The 15,420-nt window shown below is 31.6% G+C and carries 14 protein-coding genes; 10 read left to right on the top strand and 4 right to left on the bottom strand.

Annotated features, from left to right (window positions below; all coding sequences use genetic code 11):
- The first annotated feature begins 36 nt into the window (after window positions 1-36).
- From CUEA01_RS00965 to CUEA01_RS00955, 3 genes are read left to right on the top strand one after another with little or no spacing between them, the layout of a single operon-like run.
- Window positions 37-1,200 carry a sensor histidine kinase gene (locus CUEA01_RS00965; protein ID WP_234117270.1) on the top strand — a complete coding sequence of 388 codons (1,164 nt, stop codon included), beginning with the start codon at window positions 37-39 and terminating at the stop codon, window positions 1,198-1,200.
- Window positions 1,197-1,853: a response regulator gene (locus CUEA01_RS00960; protein WP_234117269.1), complete on the top strand. Its 657-nt coding sequence runs from the start codon at window positions 1,197-1,199 to the stop codon at window positions 1,851-1,853. Before CUEA01_RS00965 ends, CUEA01_RS00960 begins: the two co-directional genes overlap by 4 nt.
- A gap of 12 nt (window positions 1,854-1,865) precedes the next feature.
- Window positions 1,866-2,183 (top strand): DUF3795 domain-containing protein, encoded by a 318-nt coding sequence (locus tag CUEA01_RS00955; protein WP_234117268.1) that lies wholly within the window; start codon window positions 1,866-1,868, stop codon window positions 2,181-2,183.
- Window positions 2,184-2,200: 17 nt separating this feature from the next.
- Here CUEA01_RS00955 and CUEA01_RS00950 read toward each other — a convergent pair whose 3' ends face one another.
- Window positions 2,201-3,550: a hemolysin family protein gene (locus CUEA01_RS00950; protein WP_234117267.1), complete on the bottom strand. Its 1,350-nt coding sequence runs from the start codon at window positions 3,548-3,550 to the stop codon at window positions 2,201-2,203.
- A 200-nt stretch (window positions 3,551-3,750) separates the two neighbouring features.
- Here CUEA01_RS00950 and CUEA01_RS00945 point away from each other — a divergent pair, with 200 nt between their 5' ends.
- From CUEA01_RS00945 to CUEA01_RS00935, 3 genes are all read left to right on the top strand, one after another.
- The gene (locus CUEA01_RS00945; RefSeq protein WP_234117266.1) at window positions 3,751-4,092 is read left to right on the top strand and encodes a winged helix-turn-helix transcriptional regulator; all 342 of its coding nucleotides are present in this window, start codon (window positions 3,751-3,753) and stop codon (window positions 4,090-4,092) included.
- Entirely contained in the window at window positions 4,086-4,802 is a 717-nt protein-coding gene (locus CUEA01_RS00940; protein WP_234117265.1) for an MBL fold metallo-hydrolase, read from the top strand. The genes CUEA01_RS00945 and CUEA01_RS00940 overlap by 7 nt, the downstream gene beginning before the upstream one ends.
- Window positions 4,803-4,950: 148 nt before the next feature.
- Entirely contained in the window at window positions 4,951-5,766 is an 816-nt protein-coding gene (locus CUEA01_RS00935; protein ID WP_234117264.1) for an undecaprenyl-diphosphate phosphatase, read from the top strand.
- A gap of 316 nt (window positions 5,767-6,082) precedes the next feature.
- On the opposite strand, the gene CUEA01_RS00930 is transcribed toward CUEA01_RS00935, so the two are convergent.
- The 3 genes from CUEA01_RS00930 to CUEA01_RS00920 all read right to left on the bottom strand — a co-directional run bounded on the left by CUEA01_RS00930 (window position 6,083) and on the right by CUEA01_RS00920 (window position 9,518).
- On the bottom strand, window positions 6,083-7,078 hold the full coding sequence (locus tag CUEA01_RS00930) for a sodium:calcium antiporter (RefSeq protein WP_234117263.1): 996 nt from the start codon (window positions 7,076-7,078) through the stop codon (window positions 6,083-6,085).
- Window positions 7,079-7,296: 218 nt separating this feature from the next.
- The gene (locus tag CUEA01_RS00925) at window positions 7,297-8,811 is read right to left on the bottom strand and encodes a sensor histidine kinase (protein ID WP_234117262.1); all 1,515 of its coding nucleotides are present in this window, start codon (window positions 8,809-8,811) and stop codon (window positions 7,297-7,299) included.
- Window positions 8,812-8,816: 5 nt separating this feature from the next.
- Complete coding sequence (locus tag CUEA01_RS00920; RefSeq protein WP_234122095.1) at window positions 8,817-9,518, bottom strand: response regulator transcription factor; 702 nt, start codon at window positions 9,516-9,518, stop codon at window positions 8,817-8,819.
- Window positions 9,519-10,057: 539 nt separating this feature from the next.
- Here CUEA01_RS00920 and CUEA01_RS00915 point away from each other — a divergent pair.
- From CUEA01_RS00915 to CUEA01_RS00900, 4 genes are read left to right on the top strand one after another with little or no spacing between them, the layout of a single operon-like run.
- Window positions 10,058-11,029, top strand: a complete 972-nt coding sequence (locus CUEA01_RS00915; RefSeq protein ID WP_234117261.1) for a glycosyltransferase family 2 protein — start codon at window positions 10,058-10,060, stop codon at window positions 11,027-11,029.
- On the top strand, window positions 10,998-11,441 hold the full coding sequence (locus tag CUEA01_RS00910; protein WP_234117260.1) for a GtrA family protein: 444 nt from the start codon (window positions 10,998-11,000) through the stop codon (window positions 11,439-11,441). The genes CUEA01_RS00915 and CUEA01_RS00910 overlap by 32 nt, the downstream gene beginning before the upstream one ends.
- 22 nt (window positions 11,442-11,463) lie before the next feature.
- The gene (locus tag CUEA01_RS00905) at window positions 11,464-13,128 is read left to right on the top strand and encodes a hypothetical protein (RefSeq protein WP_234117259.1); all 1,665 of its coding nucleotides are present in this window, start codon (window positions 11,464-11,466) and stop codon (window positions 13,126-13,128) included.
- Entirely contained in the window at window positions 13,121-15,310 is a 2,190-nt protein-coding gene (locus CUEA01_RS00900) for a glycosyltransferase family 39 protein (RefSeq protein WP_456237145.1), read from the top strand. Before CUEA01_RS00905 ends, CUEA01_RS00900 begins: the two co-directional genes overlap by 8 nt.
- The last annotated feature ends 110 nt before the right edge of the window (window positions 15,311-15,420 follow it).

Raw genomic sequence — 15,420 nt, 5'->3', positions numbered from 1 at the left:
ACTGGTTTATCTAGAAATAGAATGGGGGAAATGCTTATGATAGATTATTTATCTCCTAAAGGTAGAGTATTAATAAAAAACACTATGAGATTTGGGGCATTGTTATTCATATTTTATAATGCATTTACTGAGTTCCATAAGAGTTTATATTCAGTAGCAATTATGGCTGGTTTAATTATAATAGTTGGATGTAATGATTTTATAAGAGAAAAGTTTTTTAGGAGTTACATGTCAGTTTGGTATTGCTTGTCATTTATTTTTAGCAGTGCTATGAATGCTTATTTTACTTATAAATTTATGGGTCAAGGAACATCAATATATAGTATTACTTTGATAGTTGACATACTTATGTTTGATGATAAAATTCCTAAGTTTCTTTTGATTATTAATTTTATAGCTTATGCTATTCCGTATAAAATTAGGTATAATCTCAGTTTAGAACAAATATTTTTAAATTATTTTGGCATATTTATAGTGGTTTCTATAATGAGAAGCATATTTTTTGAAAAAATGAAGGCAGAAAAATTGAATGATGAACTCAACAATGCAAATTTAAAGTTAAAGGAGTATTCAGACAAAATAGAGGAACTTACAGTTTCAAAGGAAAGAACAAGGATAGCACAAGAGCTTCATGATTCAATAGGACATTCTCTTATAGCTTTAAGTATGAATTTGGAGTATGCTGAAAATGTGGTAGATATAAAGCCTGAGAAAGCAAAAGAAGTTATAAATAAAGCGCATGCTATGTCAAAGAATTGTATAGTAAAACTTAGAGAGGTAGTAAGTGTAATGAAGGAGGATTCATCAGTAAATAACTTGCATGAAGCAATTAATAAGCTTTTTCTAAATTTTAAGAGTAATGAAAAATATAAGTTTAATTTAAAGATGTATGATGGTATTGAAGAGGAAACAAATAATATAAAAAGCTGTATTTATAAGACAGTGATGGAAGGCATAACAAATGGAATTAAACATGGAAAAGCTGAAGAATTTAATGTGGAAATAGAGAAGGCTTGTGATAATATATTATTTAAAGTTACTAATAATGGTTTAGGCTGCAGCAATATTAAAAAATCTAATGGAACTCTTGGCATAGAGAAGAGAATAACTGAACTTGGGGGTTCAGTTAAGTTTTATTCTGAAAATGGAACTGGATTTATAATTGATGCAATTATACCTGTGGGGGGGAAGGAATTATGATAAAGGTTGTAATAGTTGATGATCAGGAAATTGTAAGGGAAGGGCTTAAGATGATACTTAGCCTTCATGAAGAAATTCAGCTTATAGGGGAGGCTTCAAATGGGCAGGAACTTTTAAAGATTGTAGAAAGTGAAATGCCTGAGGTTGTACTAATGGATATAAGAATGCCTGTTATGAATGGTATTGAAACTACGAAAATTATGAAAGAGAAATATCCTGATGTAAAGATTATAATATTAACTACTTTTAATGAAGATGAATATATATTTGAAGGACTTAAAAATGGTGCAGACAGCTATATTCTTAAGGATTCTGGTTCTAAGGAAATATTAACGGCAATTAAAAGTGTCACTCAAGGTGAAATGCTTTTGAATCCTAAGGTTACTGCTAAAGTTGTAAATGCATTAAATTCTTTGAAACCTGTCTCTGAGCCTAAAAATGATGATAGTGAAAAAGGAAAACTTCTAGAAACACTTACACCAAGAGAGCTTGAAGTTGCAAAGCATGTCTTAGAAGGCAAAAGCAATAAGGAAATTGCACAGGAGCTTTTTGTTACAGAAGGCACTGTTAAGAATTATGTTTCAAAAGTACTTGAAAAGCTTGAGCTAAAAAGCAGAACGGAACTTATTGTATGGGGAAAAAATAATAAATAAAGAGGTGTTTTTATGGAAAAAGAGTTAAAAATGATATCGCCATGTGGAATTAATTGCGGAGAATGTCCTGCTTACAAGGTATCAATATCTGGAGATATTAAAGAAAAGAAAAAATTAGCAAAGGAGTGGTCAACTCCAAATTGTAAACTTAATGCTAAAGAAATTTATTGCACAGGCTGTTTAGAATCAGAATGGAAGATGACTAGCGCTTGCAAGATAAGAAAGTGTTGCAAGGCGAGAAAACTAGCGAGCTGCGCTCAATGCAAGTTTTATCCTTGTGAAAAATGCCCAAAGAATGATAATTTGGATTTTCTTAAGCAGACGGTTTAGGTGAGAGCAATAATGTCCTACGACATTATTGCTTCACCATTGCATTCTGAAGTTTCATTTTTAATATATAACTTCAATTTTTCAATTCTCTTTTCTTTTATTTCTGCTATTTTAAATATTATGTTTTTATATTCTATATTTTTTTCTTCAGGGCCCTTAGGAATGTGACCAAGTAAGTCTATTACAAAACCACTTATTGTATCATAATCAACACTTTCAATATCGGTATTAAAGTAGTCATTAAAATCATCAAGTGCAAGCCTGCCATTAATTATAAAAGTAGAGTCATCAAGTTTTTTTATTTCTGGTTCATCAGTGTCGTATTCATCAGAGATATTTCCCATTACTTCTTCTATAAGATCTTTTATAGATACTAAACCTGAGAAGCCTCCATATTCATCGATTAAAATTGCTATGCGCTTTTTAGATGTTTGAAGTTCTTTAAATAATTTATTGATATTTTTAGTTTCTGGAACAAAATATGCTGGTCGTAAAATGTTTTTTATATTTACATTTTCAAAGCCATGTTTTTTAGCTTCCACTAAGAAATCTTTCATATAAAGAATTCCAATGATGTTGTCTATGTCATCTTCATAAACCGGAATTCTGGAGTATTTTTCTTCTATTAATTCATCTAAGTAGTCACCTAAGGGATTATCTATGTTAATTGCATATACTTCAGTTCTTGGAGTCATAACTTCACTTGCCAGTTTATCGTCAAACTCAAATATGCTATTTATCATTTCTCTTTCGGTTTCGTTAATTACACCGTGTTCTTGTCCAACTTCCACCATTGACTTGATTTCATCTTTTGATACCTTTTCATCCAAACCTTCTTTTTTTAGTCCAACTAATTTAATCAAAATATTAGTTGACATTGAAAGTAGTTTTATAAAAGGATTTGCTACTTTTGATACATATAATATAGGTCTTGCTGAAAAAAGTGCTATTGCTTCGGATTTTTGAAGAGCTATTCTTTTGGGGAATAATTCACCGAATACTAGGGTTATATAAGATAATATTAGTGTTACTGATATTAATGATATTTCTTCACTATATGGAATATTAATTTGAGTTAGATAAGCAGATAATTCCTTAGATATTCCAGTAGCAGCAGCTGCACTAGAAAGAAAACTAGCAAGGGTTATACCTACTTGTATGGTTGATAAGAATTTGGTTGGATCTTCTATAAGTTTTAATAGAAGTACTGCTTTTTTATTGCCTTCAGCTACAAGCTTTTTTATTCTATTTTTGTTCAAGGAAACTATAGCCATTTCTGCTGAAGAAAAAAAGGCGTTAATTAAGGTTAAAATGACGATTATTATTAATTGTCCAGCGATATTAGACGGGTCAGGGTCTGGTTTCATTATTAATCCTCCTAAATTTAAAATGTTTTTTACCATAATGATAACATAAGTTTTTGAGTTTTTCAAATATGCTTTATATTGTGAAACCAGTTCAACTAAAGTCTATACATGCAATAAAATAATAATTATTATACCTACAAAAAAGTGGGTTATGGATATTTAAAAAAATAATTGTTATAGTATTTATGAGGTGATAAGGGATGAAAATCAGAGATAAGTATACTTGTCCACTTGAATTAATTTTTGATATGATAGCGGGAAAATGGAAATGTATAATAATATGGAGACTTAGACTTGGAAAACAAAGCTTAGCAGCTTTAAATAAAGATATAGAGGGAATAAATCAAAAGATGCTTTTACAGCATTTAAATGAGCTTATGGATTGTAAAATTGTAGATAAAAATACTTATGAGGGGTATCCACTAAGGGTTGAATATTTTCTCACGGAGTTTGGAAAAGAAATTTTAAGTGGCTTAGAAGTTTTTCAGAGTATAGGTAAAAAATATTTAAAAGCTGAAGGGAACGTGATTGAACTATGTTAGTTAGTAGTGAAAATTTATTAAATTCAATTAAGCAAATAAGACATGCATGTATAAAATTTGATATTGACAATAAAATAGTGTACTTTGATCCTTTTGATATAACTGAGAATTATTTTGATGCAGATATTATCTTTGTAACACATCCACATGATGATCATTTTTCTATAGAAAATATTAAAAAGGTTATCAAGAGTTGTACAACAATAATAGTCCCACGATATATAAAAACAGATGATCCAAATAATAAAAGCATAAAGAGTGAAATTGAGAAGTTAATTGATAGATATATGTACAATGAAGTTATTGAAGTTGAAATAAATGAAAAGTATGCTTTTAAAGGTATAAGTTTTGAGACTGTTCCTGCATACAATAAAAATCATCCTAAGGAAAATGAATGGCTTGGATATACAATTGATGTTCAAGGAAGTAAAGTCTATGTAGCTGGAGATACTGAGGCTACACAAGAATTAAAAAATTTAAATGTGGATTTGGTAATTTTGCCTATAGATGGTGCATTTAACATGTCTCCGATTGAGGCCGTAGATGCAATTAAAAATATTAAGAAAAAGCCAAGGCTAGTAGTACCATATCATTTTGGAAATGAAAAATTTGATAAGATGTTTAATGTTAGTACTAAGGGTAAAGATGATATTTTTAAAACTACTTTTGAAAAGGTCGATTCTCATAAGTGGGCTTATAAGATTAAGTGATAATGTTATAAATTGAATTATTTGTATATAATACTAGCATTTAATGTGATAATAAATTAATTTAATGTAATTTTAATGTTGATGAATTATATTAATTAAAGCAAAATTATTTGCTTAATTTAATATCGCATAGGATGGTGAAAAATTAATGACGATTATACAAACTTTAGTATTAGCAATTGTCCAAGGGATAACGGAATTATTTCCTATAAGCAGTGCTGGACACTCAGTGCTTGCTCCATATGTTTTTGGGTGGAATATTAGTTCTACATTTTTAAAGGAAAAATTCCTTCCATTTGTTGTCATGATGCATTTAGGTACATCAGTAGCGCTTTTTATTTTCTTTTGGAAGGATTGGAAAGCTGTAATAAAATCTATTTTTAATAGTAAAGATTCAAAAAAGCTATTATTTTTAATTATAGTTGGAACAATTCCAGCAGCAATTATAGGTTTTGTATTTGAAAAGAAACTTACAGTATTATTTGGAAGTGCCTTGGCAGCATCAGCATTTTTAATTGTAAATGGTATTCTTCTATTTGTAGGTGAAAAAGCAGCTTCAAAGGGAAATAAAAATGTAGAAGATTTAACTTATAAACAGGCTGCTGTAATAGGATTATTTCAATCTCTAGCTCTTATTCCTGGATTTTCAAGATCAGGAGCTAGTATTACGGCTGGTTTTTGGATGGGATTGGAGCATGAAGAGTCAGCACGTTTCTCAATGCTTTTAGCTACTCCTATTATAGCAGGTGCATCCGTGCTTGAAATTCCTAAGTTATTTAAACCATCTAATCGTCCAGTATTACAAATAGGAATTATAGGTGGAATTGCAGCAGGTATATGTGCACTTATAAGTGTTAATATATTAATGCGTTGGTTTAACAAAAAAGAAGTTAATGCTATGCGTCCGTTTTCTTATTATTGCTGGATAGTTGGAGGACTAATTTTGATTTCACACTTTATTTAATGGAGAAACCACTTGAAAAGCAGAGTACAAAGTACAAAGTACAGAGTACAAAGAAGGAGGATTTGCCTTTCGTTTTACTCAGGTAAATCTTAAACTTAAATGGTGTCAGCTTCGCTGAGCGCCATCAATGGCGCAATTGCGCAGCAATAAAAAAATAAGTTTTGAGATTTTTTGTAGCGATAGCGGAAAAAAATCGTCCTTCATTGTACTTTGTACTCTGTACTTTGTACTTTGTACTTTGGCTTCTCCTCGACAAATTGTAATTTAACAGGATACACTTGGTATTTGTAATTTCTCTGCTTCAACTTGTATGTATTTAGCCTCTTATGTAGATAATACCAACAATAAAAACAATATATAACACTGCATTAAGCGATAATCTTTTAGCTGATAAATGACTTTTCCTTAAGGTTATCCATAATGAAAAAATAGCTACAAAGGTTATAATAGCTGAAAGCATAAGGGATTTATCAAGTAGCCAAGGAGTAAAAATAATTCCGAGAGCACTTGGCACCGTAGCTTGAATCATCATAGAACCACTGATGTTTGAAAGAGCTAAATTTTCTTTGCCTTGCCTTACCCATATAACTGCATTTAAGGTTTCTGGAAGCTCTGTTGCAACGGGGCTTAATAGCAAGGAAACCATATGTGGTGGCATTCCTAATGCTGTACTTAAAGTACCTAAATTATGTACAAACATTTGTGAGCCAATAAAAATAAGTATAAGTGCTAATAGAGTTTGAAGTAAAATTAAGGATTTCTTAGGATTCGTGCTTTTGGGACTAAATTTTAATGGGTCTAAATTTTCAGCAACTTCCACCGTATCTGTACTCATTTCTTTATAAAAGTAAATTCCGTAGGCTAATAAAAATAGAAACCCCAGCCAAGGCTTTATTGCAAAAGCTACAAGGCCTAGCCCAATTTTAAATATAAAAATGCACATAAACCAAGCTTGATCTCTTGCTAATTTTGAATTATTGTTGTTAATGGAGGTACCGGCTTTTCTCTTACTACTAAAAATAAGTATGCTAATGCCAACAACGGCATAGGCAATTGTGCTTAAAACCAGTGGTCCACCTAAAGCTGAGCCAATGCCAATGTCTTTTTGACTTGAATTTTTTCCGAATACAACAGCTATAAAGGTTACAATACTTTCAGGTAAGGCCGTCCCAAATGCTGCTAGCACTGAACCAACTGCACTCTCAGAAATATTAAAGGCTTTACCTACCCATTCAACCCCATTAACGAAGAATTCGCAGCTAAAGTAAATTAAAAGTGCTGCAGCAAGCATAATTAAAAGTGTTATTATCATTTCTTTTCCTCCTAGACAAAAAAATAAAAGACCTTTAGTGTATAAGAGATAAACAATCTAGAAGATTGAAATATATCTTTAAGTACACCAAAAGTCTCGTTTCACATTTTGTGGATATTGCCAGGTTTATGTTTAAACCACTATGTTGACAATATCTATTAAACTACTCCCTTTTGCGAGTATGCAATTATGTTCCTAAGTATACTAAAAATGTTTTATCATGTCAATGAGTTTTTTATTGGTATTTGTATTGAAAATAAAGCACCTTTTTTCCCATTTCCAGCAGTAATAGTGCCATGAAGTTTTTCAACTATGTTTTTACTTATAGATAGTCCAAGACCAAATTTGCCTTTTTTGCCTTTGTAAAATCTATCAAATATATGTGGAATGTCTTTCTCATCAAAACCAGGACCATCATCGAAAATTGTTATATCAAGCATATTATCTAGGGTAAGGTTAGAAACTATAGTAACAGTTGATTCTGCATATCTTATGCAATTGCTTATTATGTTTGTAATTGCCCTTGATAGCTTTTCTTCATCGGAGTATATAATAATATTCTTACTTAAATTCTTGACTGAAATTTTTACATTGTTTTTAGCTGCAATAGCGCTTAAACGTTCTGCTGAGCTTACGATAAGTTCTATGAAGTCTATTTCCACATAGTCATAGTTTTCTTCTATAGCATCAAGCCTAGAAAGATATAGTAAGTCTTCAACAAGGTGAGTTAAGCGTTTAGATTCATCCATTATGATATCAGCAGCAGGATTAGCATCGACTACATCGTATTTTATTCCTTCAGCATAACTTTGAATAGACATAAGAGGTGTCCTAAATTCATGTGATACATTTTGAAGGAATGTTTTTTGTGCTTTATCATAGGCTTCTAATTTCAGAGACATGATATTTATGCTGTTAACAAGACCTTGAAGTTCGGCATCTACAGGCATGTCAATTTTTTCACCAAAATTTCGCCCTGCAATGTAACCTATATGTTCACTTAAAGAAGAAACAGGCTCTGATATTTTTTTTGCTATACGCGAAGAAAATAAAACTGTAATTAAAGCAGAGATAATTAAAATACTAAAAAGTATAACATTTATATAAAACTGAAGTTGATTTATCTTTTGAATACTGCTTGAATAAATAATTATCCAGCCAAGTCCAAAGGTATTTTTATCTGACACTGGTTTTACAACAGCAGCATATTGTGTTCCAGATACAGAAAACCTTATTGTTTTATTTGTATTCTTTGAAGAAGTATCTATTTCACTCTTTAGCTTGGAAATTAAGTTACTAGATGTTTTGTTAGTTCCATCTGAATATGGATTTATTACATTTTTATTTTTATCAATAAGTATGAAGTCAGCGTTTAAAAGAGAAAGAGGTTGCCTTAAGGACCTATCTAGCATAAAATAATATCTAAAAAGATCAGAAGCCTTGTTAGAAGTAGAAGAAATTATTGTTTTGGCAGTGGTTGGAGGTTTCATATAGTCTCCAGATAAAGGTTTTGGTGGTGGAGTGTTAGTGCCATCTGGTTTAAAAAAATCAGGACCATGTTCAAGAGCTGTTCCTTCTACACTACTTGACAATTTATTCAACTGACCGATAATTTCCTTTTCAATGTATAAACGAATAGCAAAATTAAAAATTATGGTTGTAAGAATAATTAAAAGTAGTGTTATTGCTAGATTGTATCTGAAAATTCTACCCTTAATTGTACTGCTTTTCATTTGTATCACTCCCTATCTTCGATTTTAAAACCAAATCCCCATACTGTATCAATTTTTAAATTTGATCCTACATCTGAAAGCTTTTTTCTTATTCTTTTTATAGCATCATCGGTTGCTCTAGTTTCAACTTCATTTTCAAAGCCCCATATTTTATCTAAAAGTTCACTTCGGCTTACGGCTCTATTTTTGTTAACCGTTAAATAATATACAACCTCAAATTCCATTTTTGTAAGACCAATGTCTATTCCTTTAAATTCAACTTGTTTTAGGTCTGAGTTGATTTTAACATCTCCAATAGATAAACATTGAGAAGGTGCACAACTATTAGAACTGTCTAATTCTATTCTTCTAAAAATGCTTCGTATTCTAGCGATGAGTTCCATGGGGCTAAATGGTTTTGTAAGATAATCATCGCTGCCAAGAGTAAGACCAGCTATTTTGTCTGGCTCAGTGTCTTTTGCGGATACTATTATTATTGGCACGGAACTCTTCTGACGCACAAGGGAGCATAGGGAATATCCGTCCATATTAGGCATCATTATATCTATTACAAGCATATCTGCTTTCTTTTTGTTAAAAGCCTCAAATAGCTTGCTTCCATCATCAAAAGTTTCAACGTCAAAGCCTTCTTTTAAAAGAAAGGACTTTATAATATTTCTAATATTAGTTTCGTCATCGGCAATGTAAATTAATTTTTTCTCCACGATTATTCACCTCATACTGTAATGGGGCTGTTGCACTAAGATTATTTAATGCGTAACTTAAAATTATTGCGAAGCATTAGACCAAAGTACAAAGTATAAAGTACAAAGTACAGTGAAGGATGATTTTCTTCCGCTTTGCTACCGAAAATCTTATAACTTATTTTTGATTGCTTACGCAATCGCATCATTACTGTTGTCAGCAAAGCTGACAACAGTTAAGTTTAAGATTTACCTGACGTAAGGAAAGGTAAATCATCCTTCTTTGTACTCTGTACTTTGTACTTTGTACTTTGAAAAAAGGTTCGTAATATTTAAAATTTGTGTATTAAATAATTTTGTCCGACATCCCCTGGTTTGATTTATATTTATAGTTTACCATGAACAAAGAAAACTATCATTGAAAAAAATATTATACCGCAAATTTGCCACAATTCTGCGGAGATTTATACTAGGTATTTATTGTAAGATTAAAACATCAGATAGATACGAAGACAAATACATGACAAACTCAGTTTAAATATAGATATTAGGAGGTTTTAAAAATGAGGAAGTCAGGAATTCAATATTCAATAGTAGTTCCAGTGTATAACGAGGAACTTGTAATAGGAGAAACTTACAAAAGATTAAAAAAAGTTATGGATTCAACAGAGGAAACTTATGAAATAATTTTTGTAAATGACGGAAGTAAGGATGGAACAGTAGAAATAGCAAAAACCATTTGTGATATGGATTCAAATATAAAATTGCTAAGTTTTTCAAGAAATTTCGGACATCAACTTGCAATTTCAGCAGGAATGGATAATTCAAGCGGAAATGCAGTAGTAGTTATAGATGCTGACCTTCAAGATCCACCAGAGGTTATATTAAAAATGATAGAAAAGTGGAAGGAAGGCTATGACGTAGTTTATGGAAAACGAGCTAAGAGAAATGGGGAAACTTTTTTTAAAAAGTTTACTGCTAAGGCTTTTTACAGAATTTTAAAGAGTATGACAGATATTGATATACCAGTTGATACCGGTGATTTTAGATTAATAGATAGAAAAGTATGTGACAAATTAAAATCACTTCCGGAACACAACAGATATGTAAGAGGTCTTGTTAGTTGGGTTGGATATAAGCAAATTGGAGTTGAATTTATAAGAAAAGAAAGATTTGCAGGTGAAACAAAGTATCCTCTTAAAAAGATGATTAAATTTGCTTCTGATGGTATAGCATCATTTTCTTATAAGCCTCTAAAATTCGCCAATTATGTGGGAGGAACAATAAGTGCTTTTAGTGTTTTATTTGCTATCATTGAAATCTTTAAAGGTATTTTTACAAAAAGCGGTATTTCAGGTATGAGTTTAGTTATAGATTTAATTTTCTTCTTGATTGGAGGATTATTTATAACACTTGGAATAATGGGAGAATACTTAAGTCGTATGGCTGATGAAGCAAAAGGAAGACCTCTTTATATCATTGGTGAAAAGGCAGGTTTTGAAGATGAAAATAAAATGCTTATACGAAAAATATAAATCAATTATAAAGTTTGGAATTGTTGGGTGCATCAATACTGGTGTAGATTTTGCTGTTTTTTCAGTGTTATTAGGTTTTTTAGGAGTTGATAAGCTTTTGGCCCAAGTTGGTGGTTACAGCATGGGTGTAATAAATAGCTTTGTGCTAAATAAGTTGTGGACCTTTAATGAGAAAACAGAGGAGGCAGATAAAAACAAAGACAACACAGTAGCTCAATTAGTAAAATTTGTTTTTACCAACTTAGTTTCACTTGGAATTTCACTTGAGGGACTTAACATTTTAAGCAACAAATTTCACATGAATGCATATGCAGCCAAAATTATTGTAACTTTGTTTTTACAAGTATTTAATTACGTGGTTTATAACTTGTTTATATTTAAAGGTAAGAGGCATAGAAAGTTGGCAGCATAAATTTATTTAAGGGGAGGGTAAGATGAATAACATTAAAAGAAGTGTAGCAATTAAAGTTAGTTTGATTTTTGTACTTTTAGCATTGATGTTTTCAAGTGGTTATGAAATATATAAATTAAATGGAAATAAATTATCTAGTCAAAATCAAGTTGGTTTTCAAGGAATGGCGCCAAGTGGAGCGGCATCAAATAAAAGTTCTAATAATAATATGCAACAAGGTAAGCCGCCCAATAGTTCTTCGAAAACTAACAAGAGTTTTAATAACAATATGGGTCAGCAGCCTCCTAATATGCAGCAAGGTAAAAGTGGTTCACAAGTGAACAATGCTAAGAATCACGGCTTTCAGGGGAATGGACAGGGAAGACCGAGCGGTAGTAATTTTCAAAATAGAAATGGAAGTTCGAGCAATTATTCTATAGAGGTTATTATATATTCAATTATATTTGTAATTTCTTCAATTTGTTTATTTATTATGGCAGCTCATAAAAAAATTAAGGAATTTGAAATTAGTGAGAAGTTTTTAATACCAGTTTTAATTGGTATAGCATTATTTTTAAGATTATTTATAGCAGTAATATTGCCATCATTTTCATCGGATTTAAACTTATTTAAAGATTGGGCGGTATCTGCCGGTAAAAGTTTAACAACGGTATATTCAAATTCAAGAAATGCTGATTATCCACCTTTGTATATGTATGTATTAGCTGTAGTTGGCAAAATGGGAAATACATCGGCTTTTAGCTCATATTTTAATTTGCTACTAAAATTACCTTCAATATTTGCAGATATTATAACAGCGTTTCTTATATATAAATTAGCAAACAAGCGTTTATCACGCAGTTTAAGCATCATATTATCAAGCTTTTATTTGTTTAACCCAGCTATACTAGTTAATGCAAGTGTTTGGGGACAGGTAGATTCCTTCTTTACTATGATTCTTGTTTTAGGAATTTACATGTTATCAGAAGGAAAAGTAGGAATTTCAGCAATATTTTTTTCAGCCGCAGTACTTATGAAACCACAGGGAATAATTTTTCTTCCAATATTATTCTTTGAACTTGTTAGATTAAAGAGTATAAAGGAATTTATAAAGGCAGCTTTGATAGGATTAAGTGTAGCAGTTATAATAGCAATTCCATTCGTAATAACTAATGGAATTCCATGGCTTTTCAAGTTGTATTCAGGCACAGTTGGAGAATATCCATATGCGTCAGTTAATGCTTTCAATTTCTTTAGCTTAATAGGAAAAAATTATGCAAGTGACAGTGGTACAATTTTAGGAATAACTTATCACAATTTAGGTATGATTTTTATTATATTAGTAACAATAATATCATTTATTATTTACATTAAGGGAAATAACAAAATTATGGCTCCAGCAGTTGCGCTTCTTGAGATTTCGGGTGTATTTACCTTTGCAAGCAGCATGCATGAGAGATATTTATTTCCAGCTGTTGCATTATCAATTTTAGCTTATATTTATCTTAAGGATAGGAGAATATTAATGGCTGCAATTGGTCTTAGCATTACAGTCTTTGCAAATACGTACTATGTTTTAATTGGAGGTTCAACAGGATATACACCAGTATTAATAGTTACATCCGCACTAAATGTTTTAATATTTGGATATTTATTAAAGATTATAATTGATATTTCAAAAGATAGAGGAGGAGTTAAAATTGATTAAGAATATAAAGCTTACAAAAGAGCGAATTGTAATAACCTTAATTTTAATTATGTCGGCGATACTGAATTTTGTAAACATAGGAATAGAGGGATATGGAAATAGTTATTATGCAGCAGGTGTAAAGAGTATGACTATGAGTCTTAAAAATTTCTTCTTTGTAGCCTATGATCCATCAGGTTACGTTACTATAGATAAACCTCCACTAGGCTTTTGGCTTCAGGCTATTTCAGCAAAGATTTTTGGTTTCCATGGCTGGAGTATATTATTACCACAAGCCATCGCAGGAGTAATTGCGGTTTGGGTTTTATATAGAATTGTTAGAAGATCTTTTGGAAGTGCAGCTGCTTTAATTTCAGCATTATGCCTTTCTATAACACCCGTTTTTGTTGCAGTAAGTAGAAACAATACAATAGATAATACTTTAGTTATGACATTACTATTTGCATGTTGGGCACTTACTATAGCAGCAGAAAAAGGAAAATTTAAGTTCTTATTAATAAGTTTAGTTTTGGTTGGTGTTGGTTTTAATATAAAAATGCTTGAAGCTTATATGGTAGCTCCAGCAATATATATAGTATATCTTTTATGTAACACAGTTTCTTTAAAGAAAAAAATAGTGCATTTAGTACTTGGAACATTAGTTTTAGTTATGGTTTCATTTTCTTGGGCAGTTATAGTTGATATGGTTCCAGCTTCAAGCAGACCATTTGTAGGAAGTAGTACGAACAATAGTGAAATTGAACTTATAGTAGGTCACAATGGAATAGAAAGATTAAGCAGCAGTTCATCTGGAATGGGCGGCGGTGGAACTCCTCCAAGTGGTGGAATGAAAGGTGAAAGGCCAAGTGGAATGCAGGGAGGACCTGGAGGACAGTCACAAAGCGGTAGTCAAGGACAGATGCCTAGTGGAAATCAAAGCAATTCGTTCAATGGAACTCAAGGACAGCCACCAAGTGGTCAAAATAGTTCAAGTTCCTCAGGAAGCAGCAATCAAGGAATGCAAGGAGGACCTAAAGGTCAAATGCCGAGCGGTGGGAAAATGGAAAGACCAAGTGGCATGGGCGGTGGATTTGGTGGAGCTAATGGTTCTACACAACTCACAGGTACATTTGGAGGCCAAACAACAGCTGGATTCCAAAGGTTATTCTCCAAAAATATATTGTCGGACCAAATAATGTGGTTTTTACCTATAGCATTTTTAGGATTTATAGCAGCAGCACTTAAGGAAAAATTGAGATTTGTACTTGATACTGAGAAAAAGAGAGCAATAGTATTGTGGTTTTTATGGTTATTCCCAGAATTTATATATTTCAGCTTTACAAAGGGTTTATTTCACAATTATTATTTAACAATGATGGCAGCACCAGCAGCAGCGTTAACAGGTATAGGTGTTACCTCAATGTGGAAACTTTATAAAGAAGGCGGCTGGAAGGGTTTTATTTTACCAGTAGCGCTTATGATAAATGGTGCAGCACAAGCACTTGAATTATCATATTTTATAAGCAGTCTTTCAAGTTTGGTAAAGGGTATTTCAATAGCAGCAGTTATTATGACATTTGTATTTTCAATAGCACTTTGTGCAGCGAAATTTATTAAAAATGAAAATTTAAAATTAAAGACAGCATTTGCGGCTTTAGCTTTTACAGGAATTTTAATTATGCCATTTGTTGGTTCGGCAGCAACTTTAAAATATGCGGTATCAAATAATATGCCAGCTGCAGGCTTAGAATTATTAATGAATAGCGGTAAGGGTGGCTCACAAGCAGGTGGCATGGGTCAAGAAAATACTCAAAGTAATTCAAAATTAGTAACTTTTCTTAAAAATAATATTACTACTGAAAAATATGCACTTGTAGTTTCTTCATCTCAAAGTGCCGATAGCTTAATATTAAACGATAACTTGTCAGTAATGACACTTGGAGGTTTTTCAGGAAGTGACAATACAATAACCTTAGCTAAGTTTAAGGAAATGATTAAAAATGGAGAAATAAGATATGTACTAACTGGCGGCATGGGCGGTGGCAGCAGTAACAACTCAATACTTCAATGGGTTCAGAAAAATGGTAAGGCTGTTGCTTCAAGTGAGTGGAGTAATTCAAGTTCAACATCAAATTCAAAAAGTAACGGCTTTGGAGGCCAAAGAAATGAACAATTGTATGATTTAAAAGGTGTAATTAAGTAAAATTAATGCGAAGTAAGTGTATTGCAGGATATTAAATAAAATTAATAAATCTAAGGCAAAAAACTTTAAAACCCTAAGAAGTTTCAATAACTCGCTAAAAAGAAGCTCAG

Source organism: Clostridium hydrogenum (assembly GCF_021432385.1).
GTDB lineage: Bacteria > Bacillota > Clostridia > Clostridiales > Clostridiaceae > Clostridium_S > Clostridium_S hydrogenum.
This window is presented reverse-complemented; position numbering and strand designations above follow the sequence as displayed.

Bases quoted from the DNA above. Each gene is read 5' to 3' on its own strand.
- CUEA01_RS00965 (WP_234117270.1), top strand. From the start codon at position 37: ATGATAGATTATTTATCTCCTAAAGGTAGAGTATTAATAAAAAACACT.
- CUEA01_RS00960 (WP_234117269.1), top strand. From the start codon at position 1,197: ATGATAAAGGTTGTAATAGTTGATGATCAGGAAATTGTAAGGGAAGGG.
- CUEA01_RS00955 (WP_234117268.1), top strand. From the start codon at position 1,866: ATGGAAAAAGAGTTAAAAATGATATCGCCATGTGGAATTAATTGCGGA.
- CUEA01_RS00950 (WP_234117267.1), bottom strand. From the start codon at position 3,550: ATGAAACCAGACCCTGACCCGTCTAATATCGCTGGACAATTAATAATA.
- CUEA01_RS00945 (WP_234117266.1), top strand. From the start codon at position 3,751: ATGAAAATCAGAGATAAGTATACTTGTCCACTTGAATTAATTTTTGAT.
- CUEA01_RS00940 (WP_234117265.1), top strand. From the start codon at position 4,086: ATGTTAGTTAGTAGTGAAAATTTATTAAATTCAATTAAGCAAATAAGA.
- CUEA01_RS00935 (WP_234117264.1), top strand. From the start codon at position 4,951: ATGACGATTATACAAACTTTAGTATTAGCAATTGTCCAAGGGATAACG.
- CUEA01_RS00930 (WP_234117263.1), bottom strand. From the start codon at position 7,078: ATGATAATAACACTTTTAATTATGCTTGCTGCAGCACTTTTAATTTAC.
- CUEA01_RS00925 (WP_234117262.1), bottom strand. From the start codon at position 8,811: ATGAAAAGCAGTACAATTAAGGGTAGAATTTTCAGATACAATCTAGCA.
- CUEA01_RS00915 (WP_234117261.1), top strand. From the start codon at position 10,058: ATGAGGAAGTCAGGAATTCAATATTCAATAGTAGTTCCAGTGTATAAC.
- CUEA01_RS00910 (WP_234117260.1), top strand. From the start codon at position 10,998: ATGAAAATAAAATGCTTATACGAAAAATATAAATCAATTATAAAGTTT.
- CUEA01_RS00905 (WP_234117259.1), top strand. From the start codon at position 11,464: ATGAATAACATTAAAAGAAGTGTAGCAATTAAAGTTAGTTTGATTTTT.